18 protein-coding genes and 1 pseudogene are annotated in these 25,561 nt (G+C 64.6%); 4 read left to right on the top strand and 15 right to left on the bottom strand.

Annotated elements, in window-relative coordinates:
• The 4 genes from yajC to FHT08_RS06380 form a co-directional block, all read right to left on the bottom strand.
• Nucleotides 1–354 carry a preprotein translocase subunit YajC gene (yajC, locus tag FHT08_RS06395; RefSeq protein WP_104606451.1) on the bottom strand — a complete coding sequence of 118 codons (354 nt, stop codon included), beginning with the start codon at nucleotides 352–354 and terminating at the stop codon, nucleotides 1–3.
• Nucleotides 355–485: 131 nt separating this feature from the next.
• Nucleotides 486–1,631, bottom strand: a complete 1,146-nt coding sequence (gene tgt / locus FHT08_RS06390; protein ID WP_104537004.1) for a tRNA guanosine(34) transglycosylase Tgt — start codon at nucleotides 1,629–1,631, stop codon at nucleotides 486–488.
• 81 nt (nucleotides 1,632–1,712) lie between these two features.
• Nucleotides 1,713–2,783 carry a tRNA preQ1(34) S-adenosylmethionine ribosyltransferase-isomerase QueA gene (queA, locus tag FHT08_RS06385; protein ID WP_166774589.1) on the bottom strand — a complete coding sequence of 357 codons (1,071 nt, stop codon included), beginning with the start codon at nucleotides 2,781–2,783 and terminating at the stop codon, nucleotides 1,713–1,715.
• A gap of 188 nt (nucleotides 2,784–2,971) precedes the next feature.
• The gene (locus FHT08_RS06380; RefSeq protein WP_016903291.1) at nucleotides 2,972–3,403 is read right to left on the bottom strand and encodes an Lrp/AsnC family transcriptional regulator; all 432 of its coding nucleotides are present in this window, start codon (nucleotides 3,401–3,403) and stop codon (nucleotides 2,972–2,974) included.
• Nucleotides 3,404–3,524: 121 nt separating this feature from the next.
• Here FHT08_RS06380 and FHT08_RS06375 point away from each other — a divergent pair, with 121 nt between their 5' ends.
• Complete coding sequence (locus FHT08_RS06375; RefSeq protein ID WP_166774588.1) at nucleotides 3,525–5,021, top strand: aminotransferase class III-fold pyridoxal phosphate-dependent enzyme; 1,497 nt, start codon at nucleotides 3,525–3,527, stop codon at nucleotides 5,019–5,021.
• A 252-nt stretch (nucleotides 5,022–5,273) separates the two neighbouring features.
• Here FHT08_RS06375 and FHT08_RS06370 read toward each other — a convergent pair whose 3' ends face one another.
• From FHT08_RS06370 to FHT08_RS06355, 4 genes are all read right to left on the bottom strand, one after another.
• Nucleotides 5,274–5,981, bottom strand: coding sequence for a glycosyltransferase (locus FHT08_RS06370; protein ID WP_104536998.1), 708 nt, complete (start codon nucleotides 5,979–5,981; stop codon nucleotides 5,274–5,276).
• 241 nt (nucleotides 5,982–6,222) lie between these two features.
• Nucleotides 6,223–7,602: a metallophosphoesterase family protein gene (locus FHT08_RS06365; protein ID WP_166774587.1), complete on the bottom strand. Its 1,380-nt coding sequence runs from the start codon at nucleotides 7,600–7,602 to the stop codon at nucleotides 6,223–6,225.
• The gene (locus FHT08_RS06360; protein WP_166774586.1) at nucleotides 7,599–8,735 is read right to left on the bottom strand and encodes a phytase; all 1,137 of its coding nucleotides are present in this window, start codon (nucleotides 8,733–8,735) and stop codon (nucleotides 7,599–7,601) included. Before FHT08_RS06360 ends, FHT08_RS06365 begins: the two co-directional genes overlap by 4 nt.
• Nucleotides 8,732–11,293 carry a TonB-dependent receptor gene (locus FHT08_RS06355; RefSeq protein ID WP_166774585.1) on the bottom strand — a complete coding sequence of 854 codons (2,562 nt, stop codon included), beginning with the start codon at nucleotides 11,291–11,293 and terminating at the stop codon, nucleotides 8,732–8,734. The genes FHT08_RS06360 and FHT08_RS06355 overlap by 4 nt, the downstream gene beginning before the upstream one ends.
• A gap of 151 nt (nucleotides 11,294–11,444) precedes the next feature.
• Here FHT08_RS06355 and upp point away from each other — a divergent pair, with 151 nt between their 5' ends.
• The gene (upp, locus tag FHT08_RS06350) at nucleotides 11,445–12,077 is read left to right on the top strand and encodes a uracil phosphoribosyltransferase (RefSeq protein ID WP_024940024.1); all 633 of its coding nucleotides are present in this window, start codon (nucleotides 11,445–11,447) and stop codon (nucleotides 12,075–12,077) included.
• 306 nt (nucleotides 12,078–12,383) lie between these two features.
• Here upp and FHT08_RS06345 read toward each other — a convergent pair whose 3' ends face one another.
• The 7 genes from FHT08_RS06345 to rsmD all read right to left on the bottom strand — a co-directional run bounded on the left by FHT08_RS06345 (nucleotide 12,384) and on the right by rsmD (nucleotide 18,411).
• Complete coding sequence (locus FHT08_RS06345) at nucleotides 12,384–14,141, bottom strand: glycoside hydrolase family 9 protein (protein WP_166774584.1); 1,758 nt, start codon at nucleotides 14,139–14,141, stop codon at nucleotides 12,384–12,386.
• 241 nt (nucleotides 14,142–14,382) lie between these two features.
• Complete coding sequence (ggt, locus tag FHT08_RS06340) at nucleotides 14,383–16,161, bottom strand: gamma-glutamyltransferase (protein ID WP_166774583.1); 1,779 nt, start codon at nucleotides 16,159–16,161, stop codon at nucleotides 14,383–14,385.
• Nucleotides 16,158–16,442, bottom strand: a complete 285-nt coding sequence (locus FHT08_RS06335; RefSeq protein ID WP_003489796.1) for a YfhL family 4Fe-4S dicluster ferredoxin — start codon at nucleotides 16,440–16,442, stop codon at nucleotides 16,158–16,160. Before FHT08_RS06335 ends, ggt begins: the two co-directional genes overlap by 4 nt.
• On the bottom strand, nucleotides 16,433–16,615 hold the full coding sequence (locus tag FHT08_RS06330) for a hypothetical protein (RefSeq protein WP_166774582.1): 183 nt from the start codon (nucleotides 16,613–16,615) through the stop codon (nucleotides 16,433–16,435). Before FHT08_RS06330 ends, FHT08_RS06335 begins: the two co-directional genes overlap by 10 nt.
• A 58-nt stretch (nucleotides 16,616–16,673) precedes the next feature.
• Nucleotides 16,674–17,171 carry a hypothetical protein gene (locus FHT08_RS06325; RefSeq protein WP_065031646.1) on the bottom strand — a complete coding sequence of 166 codons (498 nt, stop codon included), beginning with the start codon at nucleotides 17,169–17,171 and terminating at the stop codon, nucleotides 16,674–16,676.
• A gap of 47 nt (nucleotides 17,172–17,218) precedes the next feature.
• Nucleotides 17,219–17,725, bottom strand: a complete 507-nt coding sequence (gene coaD, locus FHT08_RS06320) for a pantetheine-phosphate adenylyltransferase (protein ID WP_006448932.1) — start codon at nucleotides 17,723–17,725, stop codon at nucleotides 17,219–17,221.
• The gene (rsmD, locus tag FHT08_RS06315) at nucleotides 17,722–18,411 is read right to left on the bottom strand and encodes a 16S rRNA (guanine(966)-N(2))-methyltransferase RsmD (protein ID WP_208408835.1); all 690 of its coding nucleotides are present in this window, start codon (nucleotides 18,409–18,411) and stop codon (nucleotides 17,722–17,724) included. Before rsmD ends, coaD begins: the two co-directional genes overlap by 4 nt.
• Nucleotides 18,412–18,584: 173 nt before the next feature.
• Between rsmD and htpG the strand changes: the two genes are divergently transcribed.
• Both htpG and FHT08_RS06300 read left to right on the top strand, forming a co-directional pair.
• Nucleotides 18,585–20,489 (top strand): molecular chaperone HtpG, encoded by a 1,905-nt coding sequence (htpG, locus tag FHT08_RS06310; RefSeq protein ID WP_166774581.1) that lies wholly within the window; start codon nucleotides 18,585–18,587, stop codon nucleotides 20,487–20,489.
• A 299-nt stretch (nucleotides 20,490–20,788) separates the two neighbouring features.
• A pseudogene (locus tag FHT08_RS06300) lies at nucleotides 20,789–25,561 on the top strand (RHS repeat-associated core domain-containing protein).

Genomic DNA, 25,561 nt, shown 5'->3' with positions numbered 1-25,561 from the left:
TTAGTTGGCAGACTTCAGCGTGCCCTTGGGCAGCACGTGGCCCACGGCGCTCTTCTGCACACGGATACGCACGTTGTCGGCCACTTCCACGGTGATGAAGTTGTCGCCGATCTCGGTGATCACGCCCGCCACGCCGCCGGAGGTGATGACTTCGTCGCCGCGCGCCAGCTTGTCCAGCAGCGACTTGTGCTCCTTCTGGCGCTTCATCTGCGGGCGGATCATCAAAAAGTACATGACCGCGATCAGGATGATCGGCAGCGCGAAGGTGGACAGGCTTCCCATCGGGCCGGGCGCCGGCGCGCCACCGGTGGCCTGCGCCTGGGCGACGGGGATCAGGAAATCGAGCAGATTCATTGAGTGCATCCTAGTTTGGTGCCAGCGCGCCAACCGGCCGCTCGCGATTCAGGTACCGCCGGAGCGGAACAGCCGGGAATTATGCCACGCAGGTTCCAAACCGTCCGCGCAAGGGGCGCGGACGGCCGGTCTCAGCTGGTTTCCCCCGGCAACGGCGGCGTGCTGGCGCCGCGTGCCGCATAGAAGGACCGCCGGAACTGCGCAAAGGTTCCCGAGGCGATCGCCGCACGCAGGTCGGCCATCAATTTCTCGTAGTACCAGAGGTTGTGCAGGGTGCCCAGCATCGGCGCCAGCATCTCGTTGCAGCGGTCCAGGTGGCGCAGGTAGGAGCGCGTGTAGCCGCTGCTGCAGGCATGGCAGCCGCAGCCCGGCTCGATGGTGTCCAGGTCGCGCTCGTACTTGGCGTTGCGGATGCGCACGGTGCCGAAGGAGGTGAAGTAATGCCCGTTGCGCGCGTTGCGGGTCGGCATCACGCAGTCGAACATGTCCACGCCACGTGCCACGCCTTCGACCAGATCCTCCGGCCGGCCCACCCCCATCAGATAGCGCGGGCGCTCGGCCGGCAGGCGCGGATGCAGGTGTTCCAGCATCGCGTTGCGCTCATGCTCCGGCTCGCCTACCGCCAGCCCGCCGATGGCGTAGCCGTCGAACCCGATGCCCTGCAGCCCGTCCAGCGAGCGGCTGCGCAGGTCCGGATGCACCCCGCCCTGCACGATGCCGAACAGCGCCGCGTCGTTGCCCAGCCCGTCATGCGCCTGCCGCGAGCGTTGCGCCCAGCGCAGGCTCAGCTCCATCGAGCGCCGCGCCACCTCTTCGGTGGCCGGGTACGGCGTGCATTCGTCGAAGATCATTACGATGTCCGAATCGAGCACCTTCTGGATCTGCATGCTCTCTTCCGGGCCCAGGAACACCCGCGCACCATCGGTGGGCGAGGCGAAGGTCACGCCCTGCTCGGTGATCTTGCGGCGATGCGCCAGCGAAAACACCTGGAACCCGCCCGAATCGGTGAGGATCGGCCCGTCCCAGCGCGCAAACCCGTGCAACCCGCCGTGATCGCCAATCACATCCAGGCCCGGGCGCAGATACAGGTGGAAGGTATTGCCCAGGATGATCTCCGCACCCAGCGCGCGGATCTGCTCGGGCAGGATGCCCTTGACCGAGCCATAGGTGCCCACCGGCATGAACGCCGGCGTCTCGACGGTGCCACGCGGAAAGGTCAGACGCCCACGGCGGGCATGGCCGTCGGTGGCTTGGAGCTGGAACTGGAGTCGGGACATTGAAGGGCCGGGATTGGGGATTCGGGATTTGGGAATCGGACGAGCGGTTGGCAGGTGGCTGATCGTTCGGCGGATGCCGCCCTACGATTCCCCATTCCCGATTCCCGATTCCCTGCCCCACAGCAGCATCGCATCGCCGTACGAAAAGAAGCGATAGCGCTGTTCGATGGCGTGCTGATAGGCGGCGAAGATGCGCTCGCGGCCGGCGAAGGCGGAGACCATCATCAGCAGCGTGCTTTCGGGCAGGTGGAAGTTGGTGACCATCGCATCGACGCTGCGGATGCGGTAGCCGGGCAGGATGAAGATCTGGGTTTCGCCGGCAAACGGCAGCAGTTCGCCCTCGGGCGCGGCATCGGTGGTGCGCCAGGCACTTTCCAGCGAGCGCACCACCGTGGTTCCCACCGCAATCACCCGGCCGCCGCGCGCGCGGGTGCGGCGCACCTGCTCGACCAGCGCGGCGCCGACATTGAGCCATTCGGTATGCATCACATGCTGATCGAGCGCATCCACGCGTACCGGCTGGAAGGTGCCGGCGCCCACATGCAGGGTGACATGGCCGAACTCCACCCCGCGCGCGCGCAACCGTGCCAGCAGCGCCTCGTCAAAATGCAGCCCGGCGGTGGGGGCGGCCACCGCGCCGACTTCACGCGCGAACACGGTCTGGTAGCGCTCGCGGTCTTCCACTCCCGGCTCACGGCGGATGTACGGCGGCAGCGGCAGGCGCCCGGCTTCCAGCAGCCAGTGCTCCAGCGGCGTGGGAATGTCGAAGCGCAGCAGATAGAACTCGCCGTCGCGGCCCAGCACCTCGGCCTGGCCGCCGGCGTCCAGCGCGATCCAGCTGCCGGCCTTGGGCGACTTGCTGGCGCCGATCTGCACCCGCGCCTGGCGCTCGCCGAGCAGGCGCTCGATCAGGATTTCCACCCGCCCGCCACTGGCCTTCTGCCCGAACAGCCGCGCCGGGATCACCCGGGTATCGTTGAAGATCAGCAGATCGCCCGGCTGCAGCAGCTCGGGCAGATCCCGCACCTGCCGGTCGACCAGCGCCTGCGGCGACGGCGGCACCACCAGCAAGCGGCTGGCAGCGCGCTCGGCCAACGGCGCCTGGGCGATCAGCTCGTCGGGCAGCGAATAGTTGAAATCGGACTTCTTCAAGGCCGCAGGATGTGTTGGCTGAGGAGCCGGATATTGTAACTGCGGCGGGGGAATGGAGAATCGGGAATCGGGAATCGTAAAAGCGGGCCGCTTTGCGCAGTAAGGGCTCCGGTCACCGGATCAAGCTCTCCCCATTCCCCATTCCCCATTCCCCATTCCCCATTCCCGATTCCCGATTCCCGATTCCCTCACCGCTCAAACTTCGTTGACAAAATGATCGACGTCGTCGTGCGCTCCACGCCGTCGATCGCGCCGATGGCGTCGGTGAGTACGTCCATCTCGTTGACGCCGCCGACCACGCCCAGGGCGATCAGGTCGTAGGCGCCGCTGACCGAATGCAGCAGGCGCACCTGCGGGATGTCGCGCAGCGCCTTGACCACGGCAGGCATCTTCTTGGGCAGCACGGTGATCAGGATGTGCGCGCGGATGCGGCCCTGTTCGTAGGCGTCGTGGGTGCGCACGGTGTAGCCGCTGATCACGCCGTCGCGTTCGAGCTTTTCGATCCGGCTCTGCACGGTGGTACGCGACAGCCCGAGCCGGCGCGCGATCTGCGCGGTGGAGGCGCGCGCGTCCTCGCGCAGCAGCGACAGCAGGCGTTCGTCTGAGGGGGTGATTTTCACTTTTGCCCAATTGGTTCGTCGATTCGACGAAAATACCCGACTTCCTGCCCGGATTCACGCTGCCAAACGCCGATCTCATGCCGATAATAGGAAGGGAACGCCACCTTGCAGGAGATGCGCCATGTCCGTCCTCGCCCCGCTCGCCCCGCTGCGTGCCCATGCCGGCCGCCGCCTGACCGATGGCCTGGACGATGCCAGCATCGCGCGTCTGGCCGCCAACCACCCGGATCTGGCACACGCCATCGACGCCGCGGCCACCGAGTACGCGCTGGTGCGCGCGGAGGCCGCCGACCTGCTGGACCTGGACGAAGACGCCCAGATCAGTGCGGTGCAGGACGGCTTCATCAACTTCTACGCCGACGATGCGGTGACCCCATATGTGGCGCTGGCTGCGCGCGGCCCCTGGGTGATCACGCTCAAGGGCGCGGTGCTGTACGACGCTGGCGGCTACGGCATGCTCGGCTTCGGCCACACGCCTGCGCCGGTGCTGCAGGCGATGGCGCGTCCGCAGGTGATGGCCAACGTGATGACGCCCAGCCTGGCGCAACGCCGGCTCGACCGCGCCCTGCGTGCGGAGATCGGCCAGACCCGCGGCGGCTGTCCGTTCGCACGTTTCATGTGTCTCAACTCCGGTTCCGAGGCGGTCGGCCTGGCCGCGCGCATCGTCGACACCAATGCCAAGCTGCACACCGACCCGGGCGCGCGCCATGCCGGTGCCGGCATCAAGCGCGTGGTGGTCAAGGGCAGCTTCCATGGCCGTACCGACCGACCCGGTCTGTATTCCGATTCCAGCCGCAAGACCTACACCAAGTACCTGGCCAGCTACCGCGACGAAGACTCGGTGATCGCGATCGCGCCGTACGACGTGGCGGCGCTGCAGCGCGCCTTCGACGAGGCCGCGCGCAATCACTGGTTCATCGAGGCGGTGTTCCTGGAGCCGGTGATGGGCGAAGGCGACCCGGGCCGCGCATTGCCGGCCGCGTTCTACGCCGCGGCGCGCGAACTGACCCGCCTGCACGGCAGCCTGCTGCTGGTGGATTCGATCCAGGCCGGCCTGCGCGCGCACGGCGTGCTGTCGGTGGTGGACTACCCCGGCTTCGAGCAGCTCGACCCACCCGACCTGGAGACCTATTCCAAGGCGCTCAACGCCGCGCAGTATCCGCTGTCGGTGCTGGCGGTGACCGAACACGCCGCGCAGGTATACCGCAAGGGCACCTATGGCAACACCATGACCACCAATCCGCGTGCGCTGGATGTCGCCTGCGCCACGCTGGCGTTGTTCACCCCGCAGGTGCGCGAGAACATCCGCGCCCGCGGCGCGCAGGCGATCGCCAAGCTGCAGGCACTGCAGTCCGAGCTGGGTGGCTTGATCACCAAGGTGCAGGGCACCGGCTTGCTGTTCTCCTGCGAGCTGGCGCCGCAGTTCAAGTGCTATGGCGCCGGTTCCACCGAAGAGTGGCTGCGCCATCGCGGCGTCAACGTGATCCATGGCGGCGAAAATTCGCTGCGCTTCACCCCGCACTTTGCGATGGACGAAGACGAGCTGGATCTGCTGGTCGGGTTGATTGCGCGTGCGCTGAAGGAAGGTCCGCGCCAGGCTCAGGCCGAGGCAGCCTGAGAGCCACCAACAGGACGTGGCGAGCCCTCAGGTGGGCGCGGACGGCACGCGGTAACTTCGGTATTCGAGCGGTACACGCCGATTCCGAGCGCCCGCCGCGCCCACCGGTCGGTGAGCGCCGTGGTTTTGTGAGCCCCTTGAAGTCAAGGCGACGCAGGCACTACTTGCGCGCCTAGGACAGCCGCGCAAACGCCCCAGAAGCTCACCGCGCGCCCTTGGCGTCACGCGCGACGGCGCGGTGCCCGGGTCCGGTCAGATCGGAACAGCGCTCAGCTTGCGCCGCAGGTAATTGGTCACGGCCCGGCGTGGCGACTTGCCGCGCCAGGACGCCCAGCACAGATGCGAGCCCACCGCGACGGTACCGCCACGGTGACCGAGGCCGAACCAGGTGCGATCCGGATGGAACGCATCGCGCGCCGGGAACACGATGCCGGCAAACTCGCCGGCGTGCGCGTTGTAGAAGCGCGTCAAGCCGCGCGGGCCGGAGATCATCGGAATCTGCCGATGGTCTTCCAGCCTCTCAGGCGCATGCGCGGTGAAAATGTGCTCGATGAACGCGCGCCAGAACGGATGTCCCGCCTCCGAGCCGAACACGGCGTTGCCGATCTTGAACTGCTCGTTGCCGGGCGCGCCTTCTTCGATCGGCAGTACGCATTGCTGTGCCAGTACGTCCGCGCCAAGCGGGCGCAGCAGCTTGTAGTCGGTGTCGAAATAGAAACCGCCGTAGCTGTGCATGTAGGCGCAGCGGGCGATGTCGGCCTTCATCACACCGAAGCGTATCGCCTCGTAGCGGTCGGCGAATTCCGGGAACGCGCGACGCATCAGTGCGGAGTTGTCGGCGTCGTCCCAGACATGGCAGGTCCAGCCCTGCAATAGCCGCTGCAGACGGGCCTGGATCTTGCGCTCTTCCCAAAGCAGGTGCTTGGTCGGCGCAGTGAGATGGAACACGTGGGGAATCATGGGGGGCTTCTCGGGGCTGGGGGAAACCAGACCTCCACCGAAGCACCGCAGCGAAGCCGGCTACCCGGATGGAGCTCCGGTCAGCCACAACAGTAGTCCCATTATTAGTGTGACGTAATTCACAACTTTAAATGGTTACGCCTGCCGTCGATTTGCAGAATCGCTGCAGAACCGAAGCTTGCTCACAGTGACGTCCCCGGCACGGTTGGCCCCGCCAACGACGTCGCGTCTGTCACCTCCCTCATTCCCAACACCGGTCTGCGCGTCCCTTCAGGGTTGCGCTGCGCGGGCAATCGCGCGGCGCGATGCGTCCGGCTTGCTGCTCCACCAGCCGCTTGCCGCCATCGCTTCCGCGCTCCAGCTCGAACGCATCGTAGAGACGTCCGGTGGCGGTGCGCGACTCGTAACGCAACTTCCGGTTGTCGATGCGAAGCACCTGGTAGAGCTGGGTGTCTTCGCCAACCGGACGCATGCTCTTGCGCGCCATGTCCGAGAGCCGGTACTGCTTGGGCCCGGCCACCGAAACCACGAACACCGGCGTCGCCTGCCCTGCCGCATCGCCGCGCCGGCCGTAGGTGTGGTCGTGGCCCTGCAGCACCAGATCGACCTTGTGGCGGCGGATCACCGGCAGCACCTGCTCGACCAGCTTCTGGTTCTCGCGATCGGCGCGCGGGGAAAAGAACGGCTGGTGGATCAGCACGATCGACCACGGATGCGGGTTGTCGGCCAGCACCTTGTCCAGCCACTGCGCCTGTGCCGGGCCGGTACCCAGATCCAGCACCGAGGTGCCGTCCAGCACGGCGATGCGCACGCCCTGATAGTCGAACCAGTAGCTGGTGCGCGCCGCAGCCGACGGCCCGTTGTGCGGCAGGGCGAAGGTCACCGGCCAATGGTTGCCGAGCGTGCGCGTGGCCTGCGGGCTGTCCTCGCCTTCTTCGTGGTACTCGTGATTGCCCGGCGCCGGCGCTACTGCGGTGCCTTCCAGCAACCAGCGCCCGGCTTCGAACCACTCGGCCCATTCGTTGTCGTCCTGGCCGTCCTTGCCGCTGACCAGGTCGCCGGCGAACAGGGCCAGCCGCGCGTCCGGTGCCGAGCGCCAGGCCTGGCGGATCACCCGCGAGACCAGGCTGAGGTTCTTGTTCTGGGTGTCGCCGAAATACAGCAGCGTCAGCGGCGTGTCGGGGCTGGCGGCGGTGCGGAAATGATTCCACGCACCCCAGGTGCGGTTGCCCTGCACGCGGTAGGCGTACAGCGTGTCCGGCGTCAGCCCGTCGATATCGGCGCGGTGGTGATGCGAGCTGCCGTTTTCGCTGGCCAGCGTGGCAGTGCTGGCGCGGATGCGCCGCGGCGTACCCACGTCGGGCGAGTCGCCGGCGACCACCAGTTCCAGCCACGGCTGGTCGACACTGGCATCGGTACGCCAGGCCACCGCGAAACCGGTTGCCGCCGCCTGCGCGGGCGTGGCGACGATGCGGTCCGGAAAGCCATCGGCAACATAGTGGCTGGAGCCCGCCGAAACCTGCGTATTCGGTTCGGCGGCGCGCTCGGCGGCGAACGATCGCGTGCCCGCCATCGCCACCAGCAACAGCGCTGCAGTCAGCGCCGCACGTGCAGCGCTCATGGCGCGCACTCCTTCAGGCGCAGCGTGCGTGCGATATCGCGCCAGTCGAATGCCGCCACCGCCTGGTCGTCATGCAGTGCGTAGAACACCCCGCCCGGAAAGCGCGCATCGCCGCGTTGATCCAGCCACACGCCGTCTGTATTGGCGGTCACCCGGCCAGCGAAGGCACCGACATGCGCCAGGCTCTGGCGATCGAATACCTGGAACACGCTGCGGTCCTTGAACTGATCGGTGGCGATCCAGTAGCCGCTGCCGTCCTTGCATGCAAACAGCGTCATGCCTTCGGCCTGCGCCTTGAACAAACCGCTGCCGACATTGCGGCCGCGATAGCGTCCGTCCATGCCGTACTCGCGCAACTGCGTGCCCACGGCGACATCTTCTTCGGCAATCATCAGGCGCGCATGGGCTTCATCGCCGAACACCGACTCGGCGATCCGCACCGCGCCCGCTTCGCTGGTATCGCCGAAGCTCTGCGTCAGCCGCGCCTGCCAGCCCTGCCCCGCAGCGCTCAATTGATAGCGACGAAAGCGTTGACCGAGTTCGGCCAGCGGCGGCGGCACATCCTTGTTGGCCGGCGACATGTAGTTGTCGCTGACCACCACCTCGTAGCCGCCCTCGTGCTTGCGCACCCACAGGCCGTAGGGCTCGCGCAGTTCGTCCTGGCCGAAGCTGGTCAGCGGCTTGAAGTCGGGCAGCGAGAACACCTGCACGCGACGATTGTCGCGCTCGACCACGAACACCAGATCGTCGACCACCGAAATCCCGTTCGGGCGATCCAGCTTGCCCAGCGCCTTGCCCTTGCCGCCGACCACGCGCAGGCGCTTGCCGCTATCGCCATCGAACACCACCAGCGCATGCGTGGCCTTGGCGGTGGCGATCAACCAGCGGCCGCCATCGGGCGCACTCCAGCTGGCCGGCGAATCCAGATTGTCGGCCGGGGTCAGCGCGGTGATGAAGGCTTCCGGCACCACTTGGTGCGCCACCTCGGCCTCGCTGAGCAAGGGGTCTTTCAGCAATGCTTCGTCGGCTTCGCGGTCGACCGGTGCGCTGGCGCAGGCGGTCAGCGCCAGCGCGGTGGCAAGCAGCGTGGTGTGGAGTAACGTTGTGTGGAGCCGCGTGCGTGGTGCGATCACAGCGCCACCTTCAGGCCGAGCGCATAGGTGCGGCCGTATTCCTCGTTCTGCAGTGTGCGCGAGGGCACGCCCTGGTACAGTTCCAGCGGTTCGTCCAGCAGGTTCTGCGCTTCCAGATACAGGCTGACGTGGCTGTTGAATTGGTAGTTCATGCTGAAATCCAGCTGGGTATGCGGGGCGACATAGATATCGTACGCGCGGCTTTGGCCGATGGTGTCCAGGTATTGACTGCGGTACACCGCCGCAACCCGCGCACTGAAGCCGTATTTTTCGTAGCCCAGGTGGCCGCTGTAGATGCGCTTGGACGAGCGCGGCAAGGTGAAGTCCTCGCCGGCGCGATCGCTCAGGCCGGGATCGAAATCGCTGTCCAGCACGGTGGCGCTGGCGCCGACCAGCAGGCCGTTCCAGCCGTCGGGCAGGAAGTCCAGCGCCTGCTGCCAGTTGAATTCGGCGCCACGCACCTTGGCGGTGTCGCCGTTGATCGAGCGCGTGACCTGCAGATCGGGGAACTCGGCATCGTTGGTGCTGATGGTCTGCACGATGTAGTCGTCGATCGACTTGTCGAACACGCCCAGCGAGATCAGGCCGGTGCTGCCGATGTATTTTTCGAACGACAGGTCCAGGTTGCTGGAGCGATACGGATCGAGATCGGGGTTGCCGACGTTCACCTCGTTGTCGCCACGATTGATGCTCACGCGCGGGGAGACATCGCCGAACGCAGGCCGCGACAAGGTCTTGTTGGCGGCAAACCGCAGCACCCAGTCGTTGCCGGTGTCGTAGCGCAGATGCAGGCCAGGCAGCACGTTGGTGTAGCTACTGGAGGCTTCGCGCGGCGTCACCGTGGCAGTGCGGCCGTTCTCGGCCACGTCGACCTGATTGCCGGTGGCGTCGAACTGGGTGTTTTCCACACGTACACCGGCAATCGCGCGCAGCGCGCCGATGTCCCAGGTGCCCATCACATAGGTCGCGAACACATCTTCGGTGGCCTTGTAGTCGTCCTGCAGCGAGGTCTGCAGATTGCCGCCCACATCCTGAGGGCGCGCACTGTACAGATTGCCGGAGGTGTTCCAGTAACGGCGCATGCCGTCCGAGCCGATGCTTTCGCCCAAGGTACCGCCGCGGTGTTCCGGTGCGGCGGTGGTCCAGTCGCTCAGATCGATCGCCGGACCGCGACGCAGCTCGCTTTCGTCCACATTGACATCGCGCTCGCGCCAGCGGCCGAGCACACCCATCTTCAGGCTGGAATGCTCGCCGTCGAAGCGCACGTTGATCTGCGCGCTGCGCTCGCTGTCGTCCACCCGCTTGGGCGCAAGCACGAAGCGGTCGAACACGAAATCGTCGTTGCTCTGCCAGCCGTTGTCGGAAAAGCCCAGGCGCGGAATGCCGCTGTTCTGGTCGACCGTGGCCGACAGATCGTCGCCGTCATAGTTGAAGCGCGCTTCCATCTCGTCGTTCACGCGCTCGGTGGTCTTGGTGTAGCCCAGCTTGTAGTCCACCGTGGCCGCGCTCAGACGGTTTTCACCGCCCACGCTCAAGGCCATGGTGTCCTCCTTCTTGGTGCGATAGCGCACGCGCTTGGAGATGGAATCGGCCGGCAGGTCGGCCACCTCATAGGTGCCGTCGCCATTGGGGCTGACCTGCCCATCGGCCAGGCCGAAGATGGTGCGCTGGCGCGTTTCGGCATCGTCGAAGCGGCTGTACAGCGTGCGCAGGTAATAGCGGTTGTCCGCGTCGGGGCGCCAGTCCAGATTGAGGTTGGCGCCCATGCGGGTGCGCTCGATGAAGTACTTGCGGCGCTGCACCTCGCCGGCGAACAGATCGTCGGCCGCACCGCCGTCGAAACTGTCGTAGGCCACCTCGGTATTGTCGGATTCGAATTTGCGGTCCTGGTAGTTCACACCCACCGCGACGCCGAACGTGCCGTCGAAGATATCGCTGTAGTTGAACGCGCCCTTCGGGCTGGTCTTGCCCGACAGCGACTGGTGGCTGCCTTCGATCGAGCCGCGCAGGGTGCGGCCATCGCGATCGAACGCGGAGGTGGACTCGACCTGGATCGCACCGCCTATGGAATCGCCCGGCATGTCCGGCGTCGGCGACTTGACCACCTTCAGGCGTTCGGTGGAGTCGGACGGAATCACGTCCAGCGGTGCCGAGCGCGTGCCGTCTTCCGGCGTGCCCATGGTCATGCCGTCGATGGTGACGCTGTTGAGCGCCGAATCCAGGCCGCGAATCACCACGAAGCGGCCTTCGCCCTGATCGCGGGTGACGCTGACGCCGGGCAGGCGCTGCAAGGATTCTGCAACATTCTTGTCGGGGTAGCGGCCCATCGCATCGGAGGCCACCGCATCCTGGATCGCATCGGAGCCACGCTTGAGATCGACTGCGCGCACCTGCGATTCCACTTGCGGGCGCACTTCCAGGCGTTCCAGATCGATGGCCGCCGCGCCGGATGCACCGGTGGCAGCAGCCGCACCCTCGGCCGCCTGCGCAAGCGGGCTCCACGCGGCCGCCGCCAACGTCAGCGTGATCGCCAGGCACAGCGGAGTCTTGTTCAACACGGGTGCTTCCCCAATCGGTTAAGAATGGGTGGGCACACTATGTCTACGACGTTTCACTGACATGACATATGCAAGCGCGATCACGCGCAATGTGTGGCGACGCTGCCGCTGGCTGCGGCACACTGTGGGTCTCTCCCGCCTGTCGCTGCCCATGAAAATCGTCGAAGTGCGCCACCCCCTCGTCCAGCACAAGATCGGTCTGCTGCGCGATGCCGCCTTGAGCACCAAGGGCTTCCGCGAACTGGTCACCGAGCTGGGCACCCTGCTGGCCTACGAGGCCACCGCCAATCTGGACACCGAATCGCACGTGCAACCCGGCTGGGCCGGCCCGGTGACCGTGCAGCGGATTGCCGGCGCAAAAATCACCCTGGTGCCGATCCTGCGCGCCGGGTTGGGCATGCTGCCCGGCGTGCTGGCGCTGATCCCGGCCGCGCGCGTGAGCGTGGTCGGCCTGCAGCGCGACGAAGAAACCCTGCAGCCGGTGCCCTACTTCGAACGCCTCACCGGCCGCCTGGAAGAGCGCGATGCACTGATCCTGGACCCGATGCTGGCCACCGGCGGCACGCTGATCGCCACCATCGACATGCTCAAGCGCGCCGGCGCGCGGCGGATCAAGGGCATCTTCCTGGTCGCCGCACCGGAAGGCCTCAAGGCACTGGAAGCAGTGCATCCGGACGTGGAGGTCTACACCGCCGCGATCGACGACCACCTCAACGACAAGGGCTACATCCTGCCCGGCCTGGGCGATGCAGGCGACCGCATCTTCGGGACGCGGGTGGAGTGAGCTGCGGTGGCTTGAAGCCCCTCTGCCTGCGGGGCGAGAAGACACCGCTTGCGCGCCATTGGCGCGCGTGCCTTGAAGCGCCCGCGCCGCAAGCGCGAGCCGGGGGCGCGCAGTGGGGATTGGGGTGAAGGTCCGTCGAGCGAAGCAGTCGGGGAGTCACTTCTGACGGCGTGTAGCGACGCGTTTGTCATTGCCCGCATTGGTAGCTCCCCTGAGGCGCACCCTCATCCGGCGCTGCGCGCCACCTTCTCCCGGTGGGAAAAGGAACGGCGGCGGCATCGAGCATTGCGTTGAAAAACGCCCGCCCTACCGCGTCGACGCCTGGATCGCCGCACTCACATACACCAGCGGCGCGTTCCAGTTGATCGCCACCTCGTTGCTGGCATAGCTGCAGGTGTCGTCCAGGTACGACAGCGCCGGCAGCCTGGAGTGGTACGCCACCTTGCAGTCCTTGGCGTCCTGCTGGCCCGGTTGCGGACCACCGGCCAGCCAGCCCGGCACCGGGGCGTCGATGCCGTCGGCTTCGGAAGGGCGATGGTGGATATGCAGCGGGCTACGCAGCCCGACGCCGGTGACGAACGACAGGCCCAACGGATTGCGCCCCAGCATGTAATCCAGCTGCGACTGCGCGGCATCCAGATACGGCCGCTGCCTGGTCAGCCGATAGCCCTGCATCAGCATCATCGCGCGGTTGAGCACCACCGCATTGCTGCCCCACACGAAGTCGGTGTCGGTCATCGCCAGACGCCAGGGCGAGGCCTGCCACTCATCGGCAAGACGCTGCGCCAGGTCGGTAATCTCGCGGGTAATGCGTGCGTGATCGGCATGCGGGGTGAGCCGGTCGCGATGTTCGGCCAGCGACATCCAGGCCAGGCCGCCGACGTTGCTCCAGCCCGGCACGCTCGCCGGTACGTTGCGCGCAATCATTGCGTCGTAGAAGCCGTCCTCGCGCGTGCTCACGTACAGCTCGGCCGCGGCCCAGGCGAATTCGTCATCCACCTGCGCATCGTCGTAGCCGCCGGTGCGTACGTCATCGGGCTGGCGATAGATCACATTCGGGTGTTGCTGCGCCCACGCCCAGGCACTGCGCGCGGCGTTCAACATGCGCGCCGATGCGCCCGGGTACTGCTTGTCGAACGGCGCATAGACGCGGCTGGCTGCCGCCATCACTGCGGCGAAATCCAGCGTGGCGGCGGTGGCCTTCATCACCACATAGCGTTGCTGTTTAGCCTGGTCCGGCATCACCAATCCGTCGAACTGCTTGTCGGTGAGCTTGTGGTACACGCCGCCATCGGCCGGGTCCTGCATGGCCAGCATCCATTCCAGATTCCACCAGGTCTCCTGCAGGATGCCGGGCACGCCGGGCGCGTCGTCGGGAATGGTCAGGGCCTGCGCCTTGAACAGCGCCGGGTACTGCTCGTAGGCGGCCAGCAAGGTGTAGGTGCTGATGCCGGAATTGACGATGTACTTGTTGTAGTCGCCGGCGTCGTACCAGCCCTTGGGCGCACTGATCACGCTGTCGGCCGGGCGCGTTGCCGATGCCGCCGAAGGATGGATGCGCACCTGCGTATCCGGATGCCCGGCCGCACGCGCATAGCGCCCGGCGAACTGCGCCGGCAGCGCGGTACTGGCGCGATTGAAATAGAACGCCTTGAGCGATGCGTCGAGCACGGGCCGATACGCGCTGGCCGCGATCGGGAACGGATCGGACGCCGGCTGCCCGTCGATCTTCAACCGGTAGGTACCCGGCGCGTGCAGGCTGGAGAAATCCGCCACCCGCGCCTGCTGCCCGGCCGGCGTCCACAGCGCGGCGGCCTGCAGCCTGCCCTCCAGCACCTGGCGGCCCTGCGCATCCTCGACCGTGAAACGGTCCGCGATGGGCGCCGCGCCTTGCGGCAATCCGAGCACCGCAAGCTTGGCCGAACCCGGCAGATAGCCGAGCTGATTGACGTGGATGGCAGCGCCCGTTGCCGCTAAGGTCTGGTCGCCGGTGGTATCGGCCGCGCAGGCGGCGATGGGCGATGCGATCACCATGCCGGTGAGCAGAGTCTGGAAAATGTTCATGCCGCGATGGTCGCTGCATTGGCGCAGGGCGACAAGTCCAATCCGGGCATAGGCAACCGCGTGGAAATGCATCGCTGCGGTCGCGTGCCTGCATCGATGGTGGCGAGCACCTGCGGCCAACCGCTTCATCGCGCAGGCCATACCCTGGCACGGGGCGGCAGATGCAACCCGCAACACCCGCTGCCATCCGGCGATGCCTGCCCTCGCCTACGAGGACAGGCACATCTTGATCAATCAGCCGTCAGCGCGCCGCAGCCTCCAGCTGCACCTGCGCCTTGCCCACCGGGTTGCGCGGGTCGCTTCCGCCGGTGAGCACGTTGCTGCGCTTGTCCCATTCCACCGTCTGCAGGTTGCCCCAGACGTGGCTGGAACCGCGGCCGCCCTCGGCGGTGTCGCCCGGCAGCTTGAGCGCGTGGCCCATCGCCTGCAGCGCCTTGGCGGTCTGCGGCGAGAACGCGTTGCTCTCGGCCTCGATCACGTCCGGCAGCCACTGGTGGTGATAGCGCGGCAAGGCGCTGACCTGCTGCGCGTCCAGGCCGGCGTCGTAGCCCAAGATGCCGAGCAGCACCATGGTGATGATGCGGCTGCCGCCCGGGGTGCCGATCACCGCGACCTTGTCGGCCGATTCCATGAAGGTCGGCGTCATCGAGCTGAGCATGCGCTTGCCCGGCTTGGGCGCGTTGGCCGCGTAGCCCATCACGCCGAAGGCATTGGGTGTGCCCGGCTTGAGCGCGAAGTCGTCCATCTCGTCGTTGAGCAGCACGCCGGTGCCCTTGGGGATCAGGCCCGAGCCGTACAGCAGGTTGACGGTCTGAGTGGCGCCGACGCGGTTGCCTTCGCCATCGATGATGGAAAAGTGCGTGGTTTCGTCGTCTTCCAGCGGGGTCGGGTTGCCCGACAGCAGATCGCTGGGGGTGGCCTTGTCCGGGTTGATCGTGGCGCGCAGGCCTTGCGCGTAATCCTTGCTGGTCAGCACGCGCTGCGGCACGGCGACAAAGTCCGGGTCGCCCAGGAAGAAGGTGCGGTCGCGGTAGGCGCGGCGCATCGCCTCCACCACCAGATGGGTGCGGTGCGCATCGTCGAGCGTGTCCAGCTCCCAGCCTTCCAGGATCTGCAGCATGGCGGCGAGTGCGATCCCGCCGGAGGATGGCGGCGGCGCGGTGGTGATCTTCCAGCCGCGGTAGTCGAACTGGATCGGCGTGCGCTGCTTGACCCGGTACCCGGACAGCTCGGCGGCCTTCCACTGTCCGCCGGCCTGCTTGACGCCGGCCAGCAGCTTCTTGGCGGTTTCGCCCTTGTAGAAGCCATCGAAGCCCTTGTCGCCGAGCAGCTGCAGGGTATGCGCCAGCTCTGGCTGCTTGAAGATGTCGCCTTCGGCAATCGGCTTGCCGCCGCGCAGATACACCTGGCGCGTGCCGGGGTAACGCTCCATCACCTCGCGCCGCGAGGCGTAGCCCTTGGCCATGCGCGCGTACACCGGGAAGCCTTCGCTGGCGATGCGGATCGACGGCGCCAGCGACTGCTTCAGCGGCAGCCGGCCGTGCCTGGTGGCCAGTTCCACCAGCGCTGCAGGCAGCCCGGGAATACCGGCCGACCAGGGGCCGTTGACCGAGCGGTCGCGGTCCAGCGCGCCCTGCTTGTCGAGGAATTGCGCCTCGCTGGCCGACTCGGGCGCGGTCTCGCGCGCGTCCAGCATCACGTCCTTGCCGGTCTTGGCATCGTGCAGCAGGAAGAAGCCGCCACCACCCAGCCCCGAGCTGATCGGCTCGACCACCGCCAGCGTGGACGACACCGCGATCGCCGCATCGAACGCATTGCCGCCCTCGCGCAGGATCTGCAGGCCGGCGTCGGTGGCCAGTGCATGACCGCTGGCAATCGCCGCACCGGGCGGATGCTCCGCCACCGGCGAGGTCGTCGATGCTGCAGGCTTGGCGCCATCGGCAGCCCAGGCCGGCGGTGCCAGCACCAGAGCCAGCAGCAACAGGCCGCGCAAAGAAACACGTCGGGAAAAGATGCTCACGGGGCGGGAGGCTCCTGTTCGTACAGTTCGGGGTGGTCGCGCTGCAGCTGCATGAGCTTGGCGAGCAGTTGATCGTGGGTTTCCGGTATCGCCGGGTCCGGGTCGATGCATTCGACCGGGCACACCACCACGCATTGCGCTTCGTCGAAATGGCCCACGCACTCGGTGCAGCGTGCCGGGTCGATCACGTAGATGGTTTCGCCCATCGAGATGGCCTGGTTCGGGCACGCCGGCTCGCAGACATCGCAGTTGACGCAGAGCTCGTTGATCTTCAGCGACATAGCGGCACCACCATGCGATGCGGCGCGGCGCGATGCAACGCCAGGCGCTGGAACGCAACGTACTGCCGGAAGCGGACGCACGGGGCGTAGCGCGGTGCACGGACAACGCCATGCGCGTGGCCGGCAACCGGTCCGAGCGGACCGGCGCCGACGGTGTGCGGGATCAGCAGCATGCTGCGATCCCGCACGGCGGCCGGACGCGCCCTCCCGCGCCTCCGGCCTGGTACGGCATTACTTGGCTTCAACGAAGGTGTATTCCACGCCCTTGGGCTGGACGATGCTCTGCACGCGCGCATTCTCGGCCGCATTGCCGATGAACAGCACGCGCACGCCCTTCATCGAATCGGCCGGCACGTCCTTGAACGCGGCGTCGATCAGGTCGGCCATCTTGGTCGAGGCGGACGAACCGAAGGCCAGCATGTTGCCCGGCTGCACGCCACGCGCCAGTGCGGTCTTGACGCTTTCCAGCTGACGCTCGTAGCTGCCGGCGAACTCGGCATCGGACTCCGGCGGCAAGTAATACAGGAACGGGCTGTTGGTGGTGGTGCCCAGGTTCTGGCCGACCACTTCCTGCAGGTACTTCTTCCAGCCGGCGTTGTCGTCCTTGGCCGGCGCGGTCAGCGCAGCCGGAGCGGCGGCGGCGGTCGGTGCCGGCTCTTCCTTCTTGCAGGCGGTGACGGCCAGAGCGGCGACCGAAGCGAGCACCAGCGCGCGCATTGTGTGTTTCATGAAACTCCTCCCTTTGAAAAGCATGTGGTGATGTGACTGCTAGAGAATCAGGCCTGCGCGCGGGATTGCCGCACCTGCCGCAAGGCTTCGACGACCGAAGCCGGAACGAAACCGGACACGTCCCCGCCCAGCCGCGCGATTTCGCGCACCAGCGAGGACGAGATGAAGCTGTACTGCTCGGCCGGGGTGAGAAACAGCGTCTCCACCTCCGGGATCAGATGGCGGTTCATGCTGGCCATCTGGAATTCGTATTCGAAGTCGGACACCGCGCGTAGGCCGCGCAACAGCACACCGGCGCCCATGTCGCGCACGAAGTGGGCCAGCAGCGTGTCGAAGCCGCGCACTTCCACATTGGCATGCGCGGCCAGTGCTTCCTGGGCCAGCTCCACGCGGCGTTCCAGCGGCAGGGCCGGACCCTTGGAGGGGCTGTAGGCCACGCCGACCACCACGCGCTCGAACAACGGCGCGGCGCGGTTCACCAGATCGATATGCCCGTTGGTGATCGGGTCGAAGGTACCGGGATAGACGGCGGTGCGGCTGTTGGCCACGCTCATACGGAAACTACCGGGGTCGGATCGCCGTTCAGTGTAGCAGCGGCCCGGCGGTACAGCGCATAGCGCACCTGCTGGGTGGCGCCTTCGCGGTGCAGATGCCAGCCGGCCGGTACCTGCGGCGGGACTTCGGCCGGGCCTTCCAGGTACAGCCAGGCGTCAGCGCTCAGGTGTGCGGGCAGACGTTCCAGCACGCTGGGCCACAGCCCGGCGGCAAACGGCGGGTCGACGAACGCGATGCTGGCCTGCGCCACCGGCGCACGCTCCAGCCAGCGCAGCGCATCCTCCTGCAGCACCTGCACCTGATCGGCCGCATCCAGCCTGGTCACGTGCTGGCGCAGGCGCTGCACCAGGCCAGGGTCGCGCTCGATCAGGGTCGCGTGCGCGGCGCCGCGCGACACCGCCTCCAGGCCCAGCGCGCCCGACCCGGCAAACAGGTCCAGCACGCGCGCGCCGGGCAGGCGCGGCATCAGCCAGTTGAATACCGTTTCGCGGACGCGGTCGCTGCTCGGGCGCAGGCCGGGCAGGTCCGGCACCGCCAGCTTGGTGTTGCGCCAGCGCCCGCCGACGATGCGCACCTGCCCTTCCGCGCCGCGCGGCGCCGGCCGTGCGGGGCGGCTCATCGCCACACGCCGGGTGCGGGCGAACGGGTGCAGGACGGCGGCAGCGCAAATGGCGACATGGTTCAAGGCAGGCGGGACGGACGGCCATGATACCGCCGCAATTGCCGCAGCCGCCCTCCCCCCGCCGGCCTGGACGTAGGCCATCAGGCGCACGCCCGCCTTGAAAAAATCCCCTTACGGCCTCATCCCCCAGGCCATCGGCCGCGTTGCGGCCTGGGCCACCATGGAGCACGACCCCAATGACCGTTGATACCGACAAGCAGACGCTTGGCTTCCAGACCGAGGTCAAGCAGCTGCTGCAGCTGATGATCCACTCGTTGTACTCGAACAAGGAAATCTTCCTGCGCGAGCTGGTCTCCAATGCCGCCGACGCCGCCGACAAGCTGCGTTTCGAGGCACTGGTGAAGCCGGAGCTGCTGGAAGGCGGCGGCGCGCTGCGCATCCGCGTGGACTACGACAAGGACGCGCGCACCGTCACCATCGACGACAACGGCATCGGCATGAGCCGCGAGGATGCGGTCTCGCATCTGGGCACCATCGCCAAGTCCGGCACTGCCGACTTCCTCAAGCACCTCAGCGGCGACCAAAAGAAGGACGCCAACCTGATCGGCCAGTTCGGCGTGGGCTTCTACAGCGCCTTCATCGTCGCCGACCAGGTCGACGTGTACTCGCGTCGCGCCGGCCTGCCCGCCAACGAGGGTGTGCACTGGTCTTCGCGTGGCGAAGGCGAGTTCGAGGTCGCCAGCGTCGACAAGCCCGAGCGCGGCACCCGCATCGTGCTGCACCTGAAGGACGGCGAAGACGGCTTTGCCGACGGCTGGACGCTGCGCGGCATCCTCAAGAAATACTCCGACCACATCGGCCTGCCGATCGAGATGCGCAAGGAGCACCACGGCGAACAGGCCGACGCGCCCGCCGAGCCGGAGTGGGAAGCGGTCAACCGCGCCAGCGCGCTGTGGACGCGGCCCAAGTCCGAGATCAAGGACGAAGAATACCAGGAGTTCTACAAGCACGTCGCGCACGATGCCGGTAACCCGCTGGCGTGGAGCCACAACAAGGTCGAAGGCAAGCTGGAATACACCTCGCTGCTGTTCGTGCCCGGCCGCGCCCCGTTCGACCTGTATCACCGCGATTCGGCCAAGGGCCTGAAGCTGTACGTGCAGCGCGTTTTCATCATGGACCAGGCCGAGCAGTTCCTGCCGCTGTACCTGCGTTTCATCAAGGGCGTGGTGGATTCGTCCGACCTGTCGCTCAATGTGTCGCGCGAGATCCTGCAGTCCGGCCCGGTGGTGGACTCGATGAAGTCGGCGCTGACCAAGCGCTCGCTGGACATGCTGGAGAAGCTGGCCAAGGACAAGCCGGACGACTATGCGACGTTCTGGCGCAACTTCGGCCAGGCGCTGAAGGAAGGCCCGGCCGAGGATTACGCCAACCGCGAAAAGATTGCCGGTCTGCTGCGCTTCTCCTCCACGCACGACACCACCGGCGCGCAGAGCGTGGGCCTGGCCGATTACGTGCGTCGTCTGGCCGAGGGCCAGGACAAGCTGTACTACCTCACCGGCGAAAGCTACGCGCAGATCAAGGACAGCCCGCATCTGGAAGTGTTCCGCAAGAAAGGCATCGAAGTGCTGCTGCTCACCGACCGCATCGACGAATGGTTGATGAGCTACCTCACCGAATTCGACGGCAAGTCGTTCGTGGACGTGGCGCGCGGCGACCTGGACCTGGGTAAGCTGGATTCGGAAGAAGACAAGAAGGCGCAGGAAGAAGTCGCCAAATCCAAGGAAGGCCTGGCCTCGCGCATCAAGGCCGCCCTGGGCGAGGACGTGGCCGAAGTACGCGTCTCGCACCGCCTGACCGATTCCCCGGCGATCCTGGCCATTGGCCAGGGCGACCTGGGCTTGCAGATGCGTCAGCTGCTGGAAGCCAGCGGCCAGGCCGTGCCGGAAACCAAGCCGGTGTTCGAGTTCAACCCGGCTCACCCGCTGATCGAAAAGCTGGATGCGGAAGCCGACATGGACCGCTTCGGCGATCTGAGCCGGGTGCTGTTCGACCAGGCGGCACTGGCGGCGGGCGACAGCCTCAAGGATCCTGCGGCGTATGTGCGGCGGTTGAATAAGTTGTTGTTGGAGTTGTCTGCTTAATCTTAATCAGCAGCGGTGATATGCAAACAAAGACCGGCCTGATGGCCGGTCTTTGTATTTGAGTATCTTCATGGGCCTTTAAAAATCATCTGTCTCGCCAATCGCTCCAGGACCAAATCTCACCGCTGAATAGCCTAGTTCTGACGAATGGCTGCCGCCTACTCTGCTCCAGCACTGGACGCTGTGAGAACGAGAGCGTAGGCTCCGACGCGACTGCATGGATCGTTGCGTCAAACAGGAAGTACTCCCGCCGGCCAAGCCGACAGGAGACTTAAAGGCTCGTATCAAAGGAAGATTGCATGGATAAGGTTTCCCAGGGAAACAATTCCGCATTGCACTGGTGTCTTGTCAAGCTGCCCATCGTCATGGCGAGAGTGGTAGTGTGTTCGATCGCCTATATTGCATCAGTTCCAATCGAGCCAGTTCGCGCGCAGGCGTTGCCACCCGCCGAATTCTGCATCTCGGGAGGATGCTATCCGACTCAGGTGGAGGCACTGGCAGCGTTGGCGGCCAGCACGCGATACGCCGGCGTCGGACAGTATCTCCAACACACATTCACATCTGTGACCAATCCGCTTACGGGGCAGCTTTCGCTCCGTTACGACGTTTTGGACCGTCCAGCGAAACAAATTGCCGATCCGATCTATACGGTTGACATGGGTGTCCACGGCCAAGGCAATCCTGGCTGTGCCGCGCCGCAGGATCCAAATTATTCGACATATTGCACGAACGAGGGTGAACTGATTAGCGCTGCGTTAGCGCATCTTCGTACTCGCATCAAAAGTGGATGCAGCCTCGACCTCGGAAAAACAACCCGCGACTACAACACCACCAACCTCGGCTTGAGCGGAAATGCCATCCGCTACGGTCAAAAAGACTTCAGCAGCGAGACCACCTGCACCGCATCTAACGGCGCAGTGACGAAGGGAAAGCTCAATTGGTCGATCTACAAGCGACGCCTGATTTCGTGTGAGTCCGGACTTTCCCCCAACTTCGGCGGCGGCTGGACCGATAGCGAGCTTCCGCAGGCGCTGATGTGCGGATCTAGCGCGGATTTCTCGTTCATGTCCGCCAGAGCGAGCCAGGTATCGAGTTGCTCCACCGCAAACCCCTGTCACCCCACCACTGGCGACAAGACGCGGACCGAAACCGACTTCATGTTCGCGGGAAAACCCTTTTCCAGGTACTACCACTCACTCGCTCAATTCCACGATCGCGACAATCCTTTTGCGGTTGGCTGGTCGCATAGCTACAGCGACTATATGGTCTCAACGGACACGTACTCTCCCGTCTTGATAGATGCGGAGGGGAACTACGAAAACTTCGTCAAAGTAGATGGAAACATTTATCGAGGAGCAAACTCGAATCGCATTATGATTTATCTAAATACGCCATAGGCGCAGTATCGGCTCTTCGAGGCTTCTGGTGAGACTCGGGACTTCAACCGCAACGGTGCGCTGCTATCCGTACGAAATGCGGCAACCCCTTCTAATGACGTCACACTCTCTTACATCGAAGAACAATTGACTTCGGCGACCGATGCGTCCGGCAGAAAGATCCAATTCAACTACGCACTTGATCGCCTTCGGTCGATCACACTTCCCGATGGCAGCCTGATCAGTTATGAATATGATCGCGACTCAAATCTTACCGCAGCAGATTATGGCGATGGCAGCGTAAAGCGCTATCACTATCACGAGCAAGGTCTTGCCGACCCTAAATTGATACATCACCTCACCGGCATAACATCGGAAGATGGGCGTCGCTACGGCACGTTTAATTACGAACCCTATGGCCGCGTCATTGGTAGTGCTTTGGAGTCAGGAAGCGAACAGGTGGACGCCGTCTCGCTTAGCTACGATAGCTCGACGACAACCAGCGTGACCTATGCACTTGGCGAAAAGAAGATATTCAGTGCAGGATCCGGCCTGTATCGATCGCTGGAGAACCTCGCCAGTGAAGCTGGCAGCGACAAGAATACTTACCTTACCGACGGACGCTTGCAATCGAAAACCGATCGTGCGGGAACCGTCACGAAGTACGAGTACCAGCCGACATATCTATCCGCAATCGTCACGGCTGCGGGGACCGCACAGCAACAACGCGAGGAGTTCGTTCGCGATGTTGCCAAAAACGCACTGCTCGAACACCGGATTTACGACCCCAAAGGCAAGTTACGCCAGTCCACCGTTCTTACCTACAATGGACGTGGCCAGCAAATTGTCCGGACACAAACAGACGCTGTCACCGGTGTAGTGAGAACCTTACGCAATGAATACTGCGAACAAGCAGCTCTCGATGCGGGTGGCTGCACTATCCTGGGGCTGATCACAATGTCCGATGGCGCCCGCACAGATGTACCGGATACGACTGCCTACACCTACTACGGAAGCGACGATAGTTCGTGCGCTGGAGCGCCCACAACTTGCCCGCACCGCAAAGGCGATCTTTGGAAAGCCACAAATGCACTTGGACAGGTGACTGAGTATCTCGCCTACAATGGCGCAGGCCGTCCGCTTTCCATCAAGGATGCAAACGGTAACATTACCGATTACAGCTACCACCGTCGCGGCTGGTTGACCGCAACCAAAGTGCGCGGAGCCAATGCAGCGAGCGACTTGGACGACCGTATCACCCGCATCGACTACTGGCCCACCGGCTTGATCAAGCAAGTTACGCAGCCTGACGGCGCATTCGCTGCTTTTACGTATGACGGTGCGCATCGCCTGACCGATATTGCCGACAATGCCGGCAACACGCTCCACTACACCTTGGACAACGCCGGCAACCGGATCAAGGAAGACACCAGAGATGCCGCCGGAACGCTGAAGCGTACATTGTCACGCATGTATAACCAGCTTGGACAACTCAAGACGCAGGCAACAGCTGCAAGTGATCCGACTGACTTTGCTTATGATGCGAAAGGCAACACCATCGCAGTGAACGACGCCCTGGGCACCGCCGCACTGAGCGATTATGACCCGCTAAATAGGCTCTCACGCACGTTGCAGGATGCTAACGGCATCAAGGCCGAAACCAAGTTTGTCTATGACTACCAAGGCAACCTAGCCAAGGTCACCGATCCGAAGGGGTTGGGCACCACGTACGAGTACAATGGATTCGGCGACCTGACAAAACTGGCAAGTCCAGACACCGGCGTAACCGCTTACACCTACGACAGCGCCGGCAACCGTGCCAATCAGACTGATGCACGCGGGGTTATTACGACTTACGGCTATGACGCGCTCAATCGCCTGACCAAGCTGACCTATCCAAAGCCAACCGATGGCCTGGATATCAATTACACCTACGATATCGTGCCCACCGTCTGCGCGCCTGGCGAAGCATTTCTCATTGGCCGCCTGGCTCGCATGAGCGATGGCAGTGGGACCACCGAGTACTGCTACAACGCGTTTGGCGATGTAACCCGCAAAGTGCAGACCAGCAACGGCAAGACATTAGTGCTGCGCTACGACTACACCGTCGGCGGCCAGCTGCGGCGCATGACCTATCCGGACGGCGCGGTGGTCGATTACGTGCGTAACGCGCAAGGCCAGACCACCGAAGTCGGCGTTACCCCGGCTGGAGGCGGCCGGCAGGTGCTGCTGGGCAATGCCAGCTACTACCCGTTCGGCCCGGCCGCCGGCTGGATCTACGGCAATGGCCGCAGCCTCGCCCGCCAGTACGATCTGGATTACCGCCCGCAGGCCATCCAGGACACCCGCCCAGGTGGGCTGGAAGTGGGCTTCGGCTTCGACCCGGTGGGCAGTCTCACCGCGCTCACCCCAGCAGGCAACCCCACGCCGGAAATCGGTCTGGGCTACGACAGCCTAGGCCGCCTCACCGCCCTCACCGATGGTGTCACCGGAACCGTCATTGACGGCTACAGCTACGACGCCACCGGCAATCGCCTCAGCGCCAAGGTCGGCAGCGTGACACAGGCTTACACCTATCCAACGACCAACCATCGTCTCAGTTCGGTAGCTAGCGTGGCGCGCACTTACGATAAAACGGGAAATACGCTGACGATCGGCGGCAAAGCGAGGGAGTTCTCCTACGACGCCGCCGGCCGCATGAGCATGGCCAAGCGTGCAGGCGCGCTGGTGATGAACTACCGCTACAACGGGCGTGGCGAGCAGGTACGTCGCTTCCTGGGCACAACCAACACCTACACGCTCTACGATGAAGCCGGCCACTGGCTGGGCGACTACGACAACAACGGTGTGCCCAAACAACAGGCAATCTTGCTGGACGACCTACCGGTAGGCTTGCTGGCTAACGCAAACAAGCTGCACTACATCGAACCCGATCACCTGGGCAGCCCACGCGTGGTGATCGACCCAACCCGCGATGTAGCGGTATGGACATGGAGCTTGAAGGGCGAAGCCTTCGGTAATACCGCGCCGAATCAGGATCCTGATGGAGATGGTGCGGCGCTGGTGTTGGATATGCGCTTCCCGGGGCAGCGGTTTGATGCAGCGAGTGGGTTGAATCAGAATTACTTCCGAGATTACGAGGCCGCTACCGGGCGGTATGGGCAGAGTGATCCGATTGGGCTAGACGGTGGCATCAATACATATGGTTATGTTGCCGGGCAACCTTTGAGTTTAATGGACCCAACTGGCCAAAATCCGATTGCTGCTGGCGCATGCTTAATACCTGGAATTGGCTGGGGTGGTTGTGCAATTGTCGGAGCGACAGTGGCAGTTGGCACTTGCTACGTCACCGGTGCATGTCAAAGGGCAGCACAGTCTGCTGGAAACTGGTTAGATGAACAGCTTGGAGCGTTGTCTGAAAGTGGACTCGCCGCTGGCCCAGCCCCCTATGATCACTATCAAGAAAACGCGGCCCTTCACTTTACTCCAGATCCATTTGGCGGTGATGAAGCATGCAAGAAGCTCGCTCACGCAATTAAAGTGTTGCGGGCACAAATTTCGTGGAGGCGAACCGACTTGAATCCGCGCTCCGCAAGTTATAAAGGACACTCCACACGAATTGCAATATTATCAGCGACTCTTGCAAAACTTGAGTCGTCATATAGGAACATTTGTGGCGGAAATTGCCCAGGATAA

The sequence above is a fragment of the Xanthomonas sp. CFBP 8151 genome (assembly GCF_011761885.1).
In the GTDB taxonomy this organism is placed as follows: domain Bacteria; phylum Pseudomonadota; class Gammaproteobacteria; order Xanthomonadales; family Xanthomonadaceae; genus Xanthomonas; species Xanthomonas arboricola_B.
This window is presented reverse-complemented; position numbering and strand designations above follow the sequence as displayed.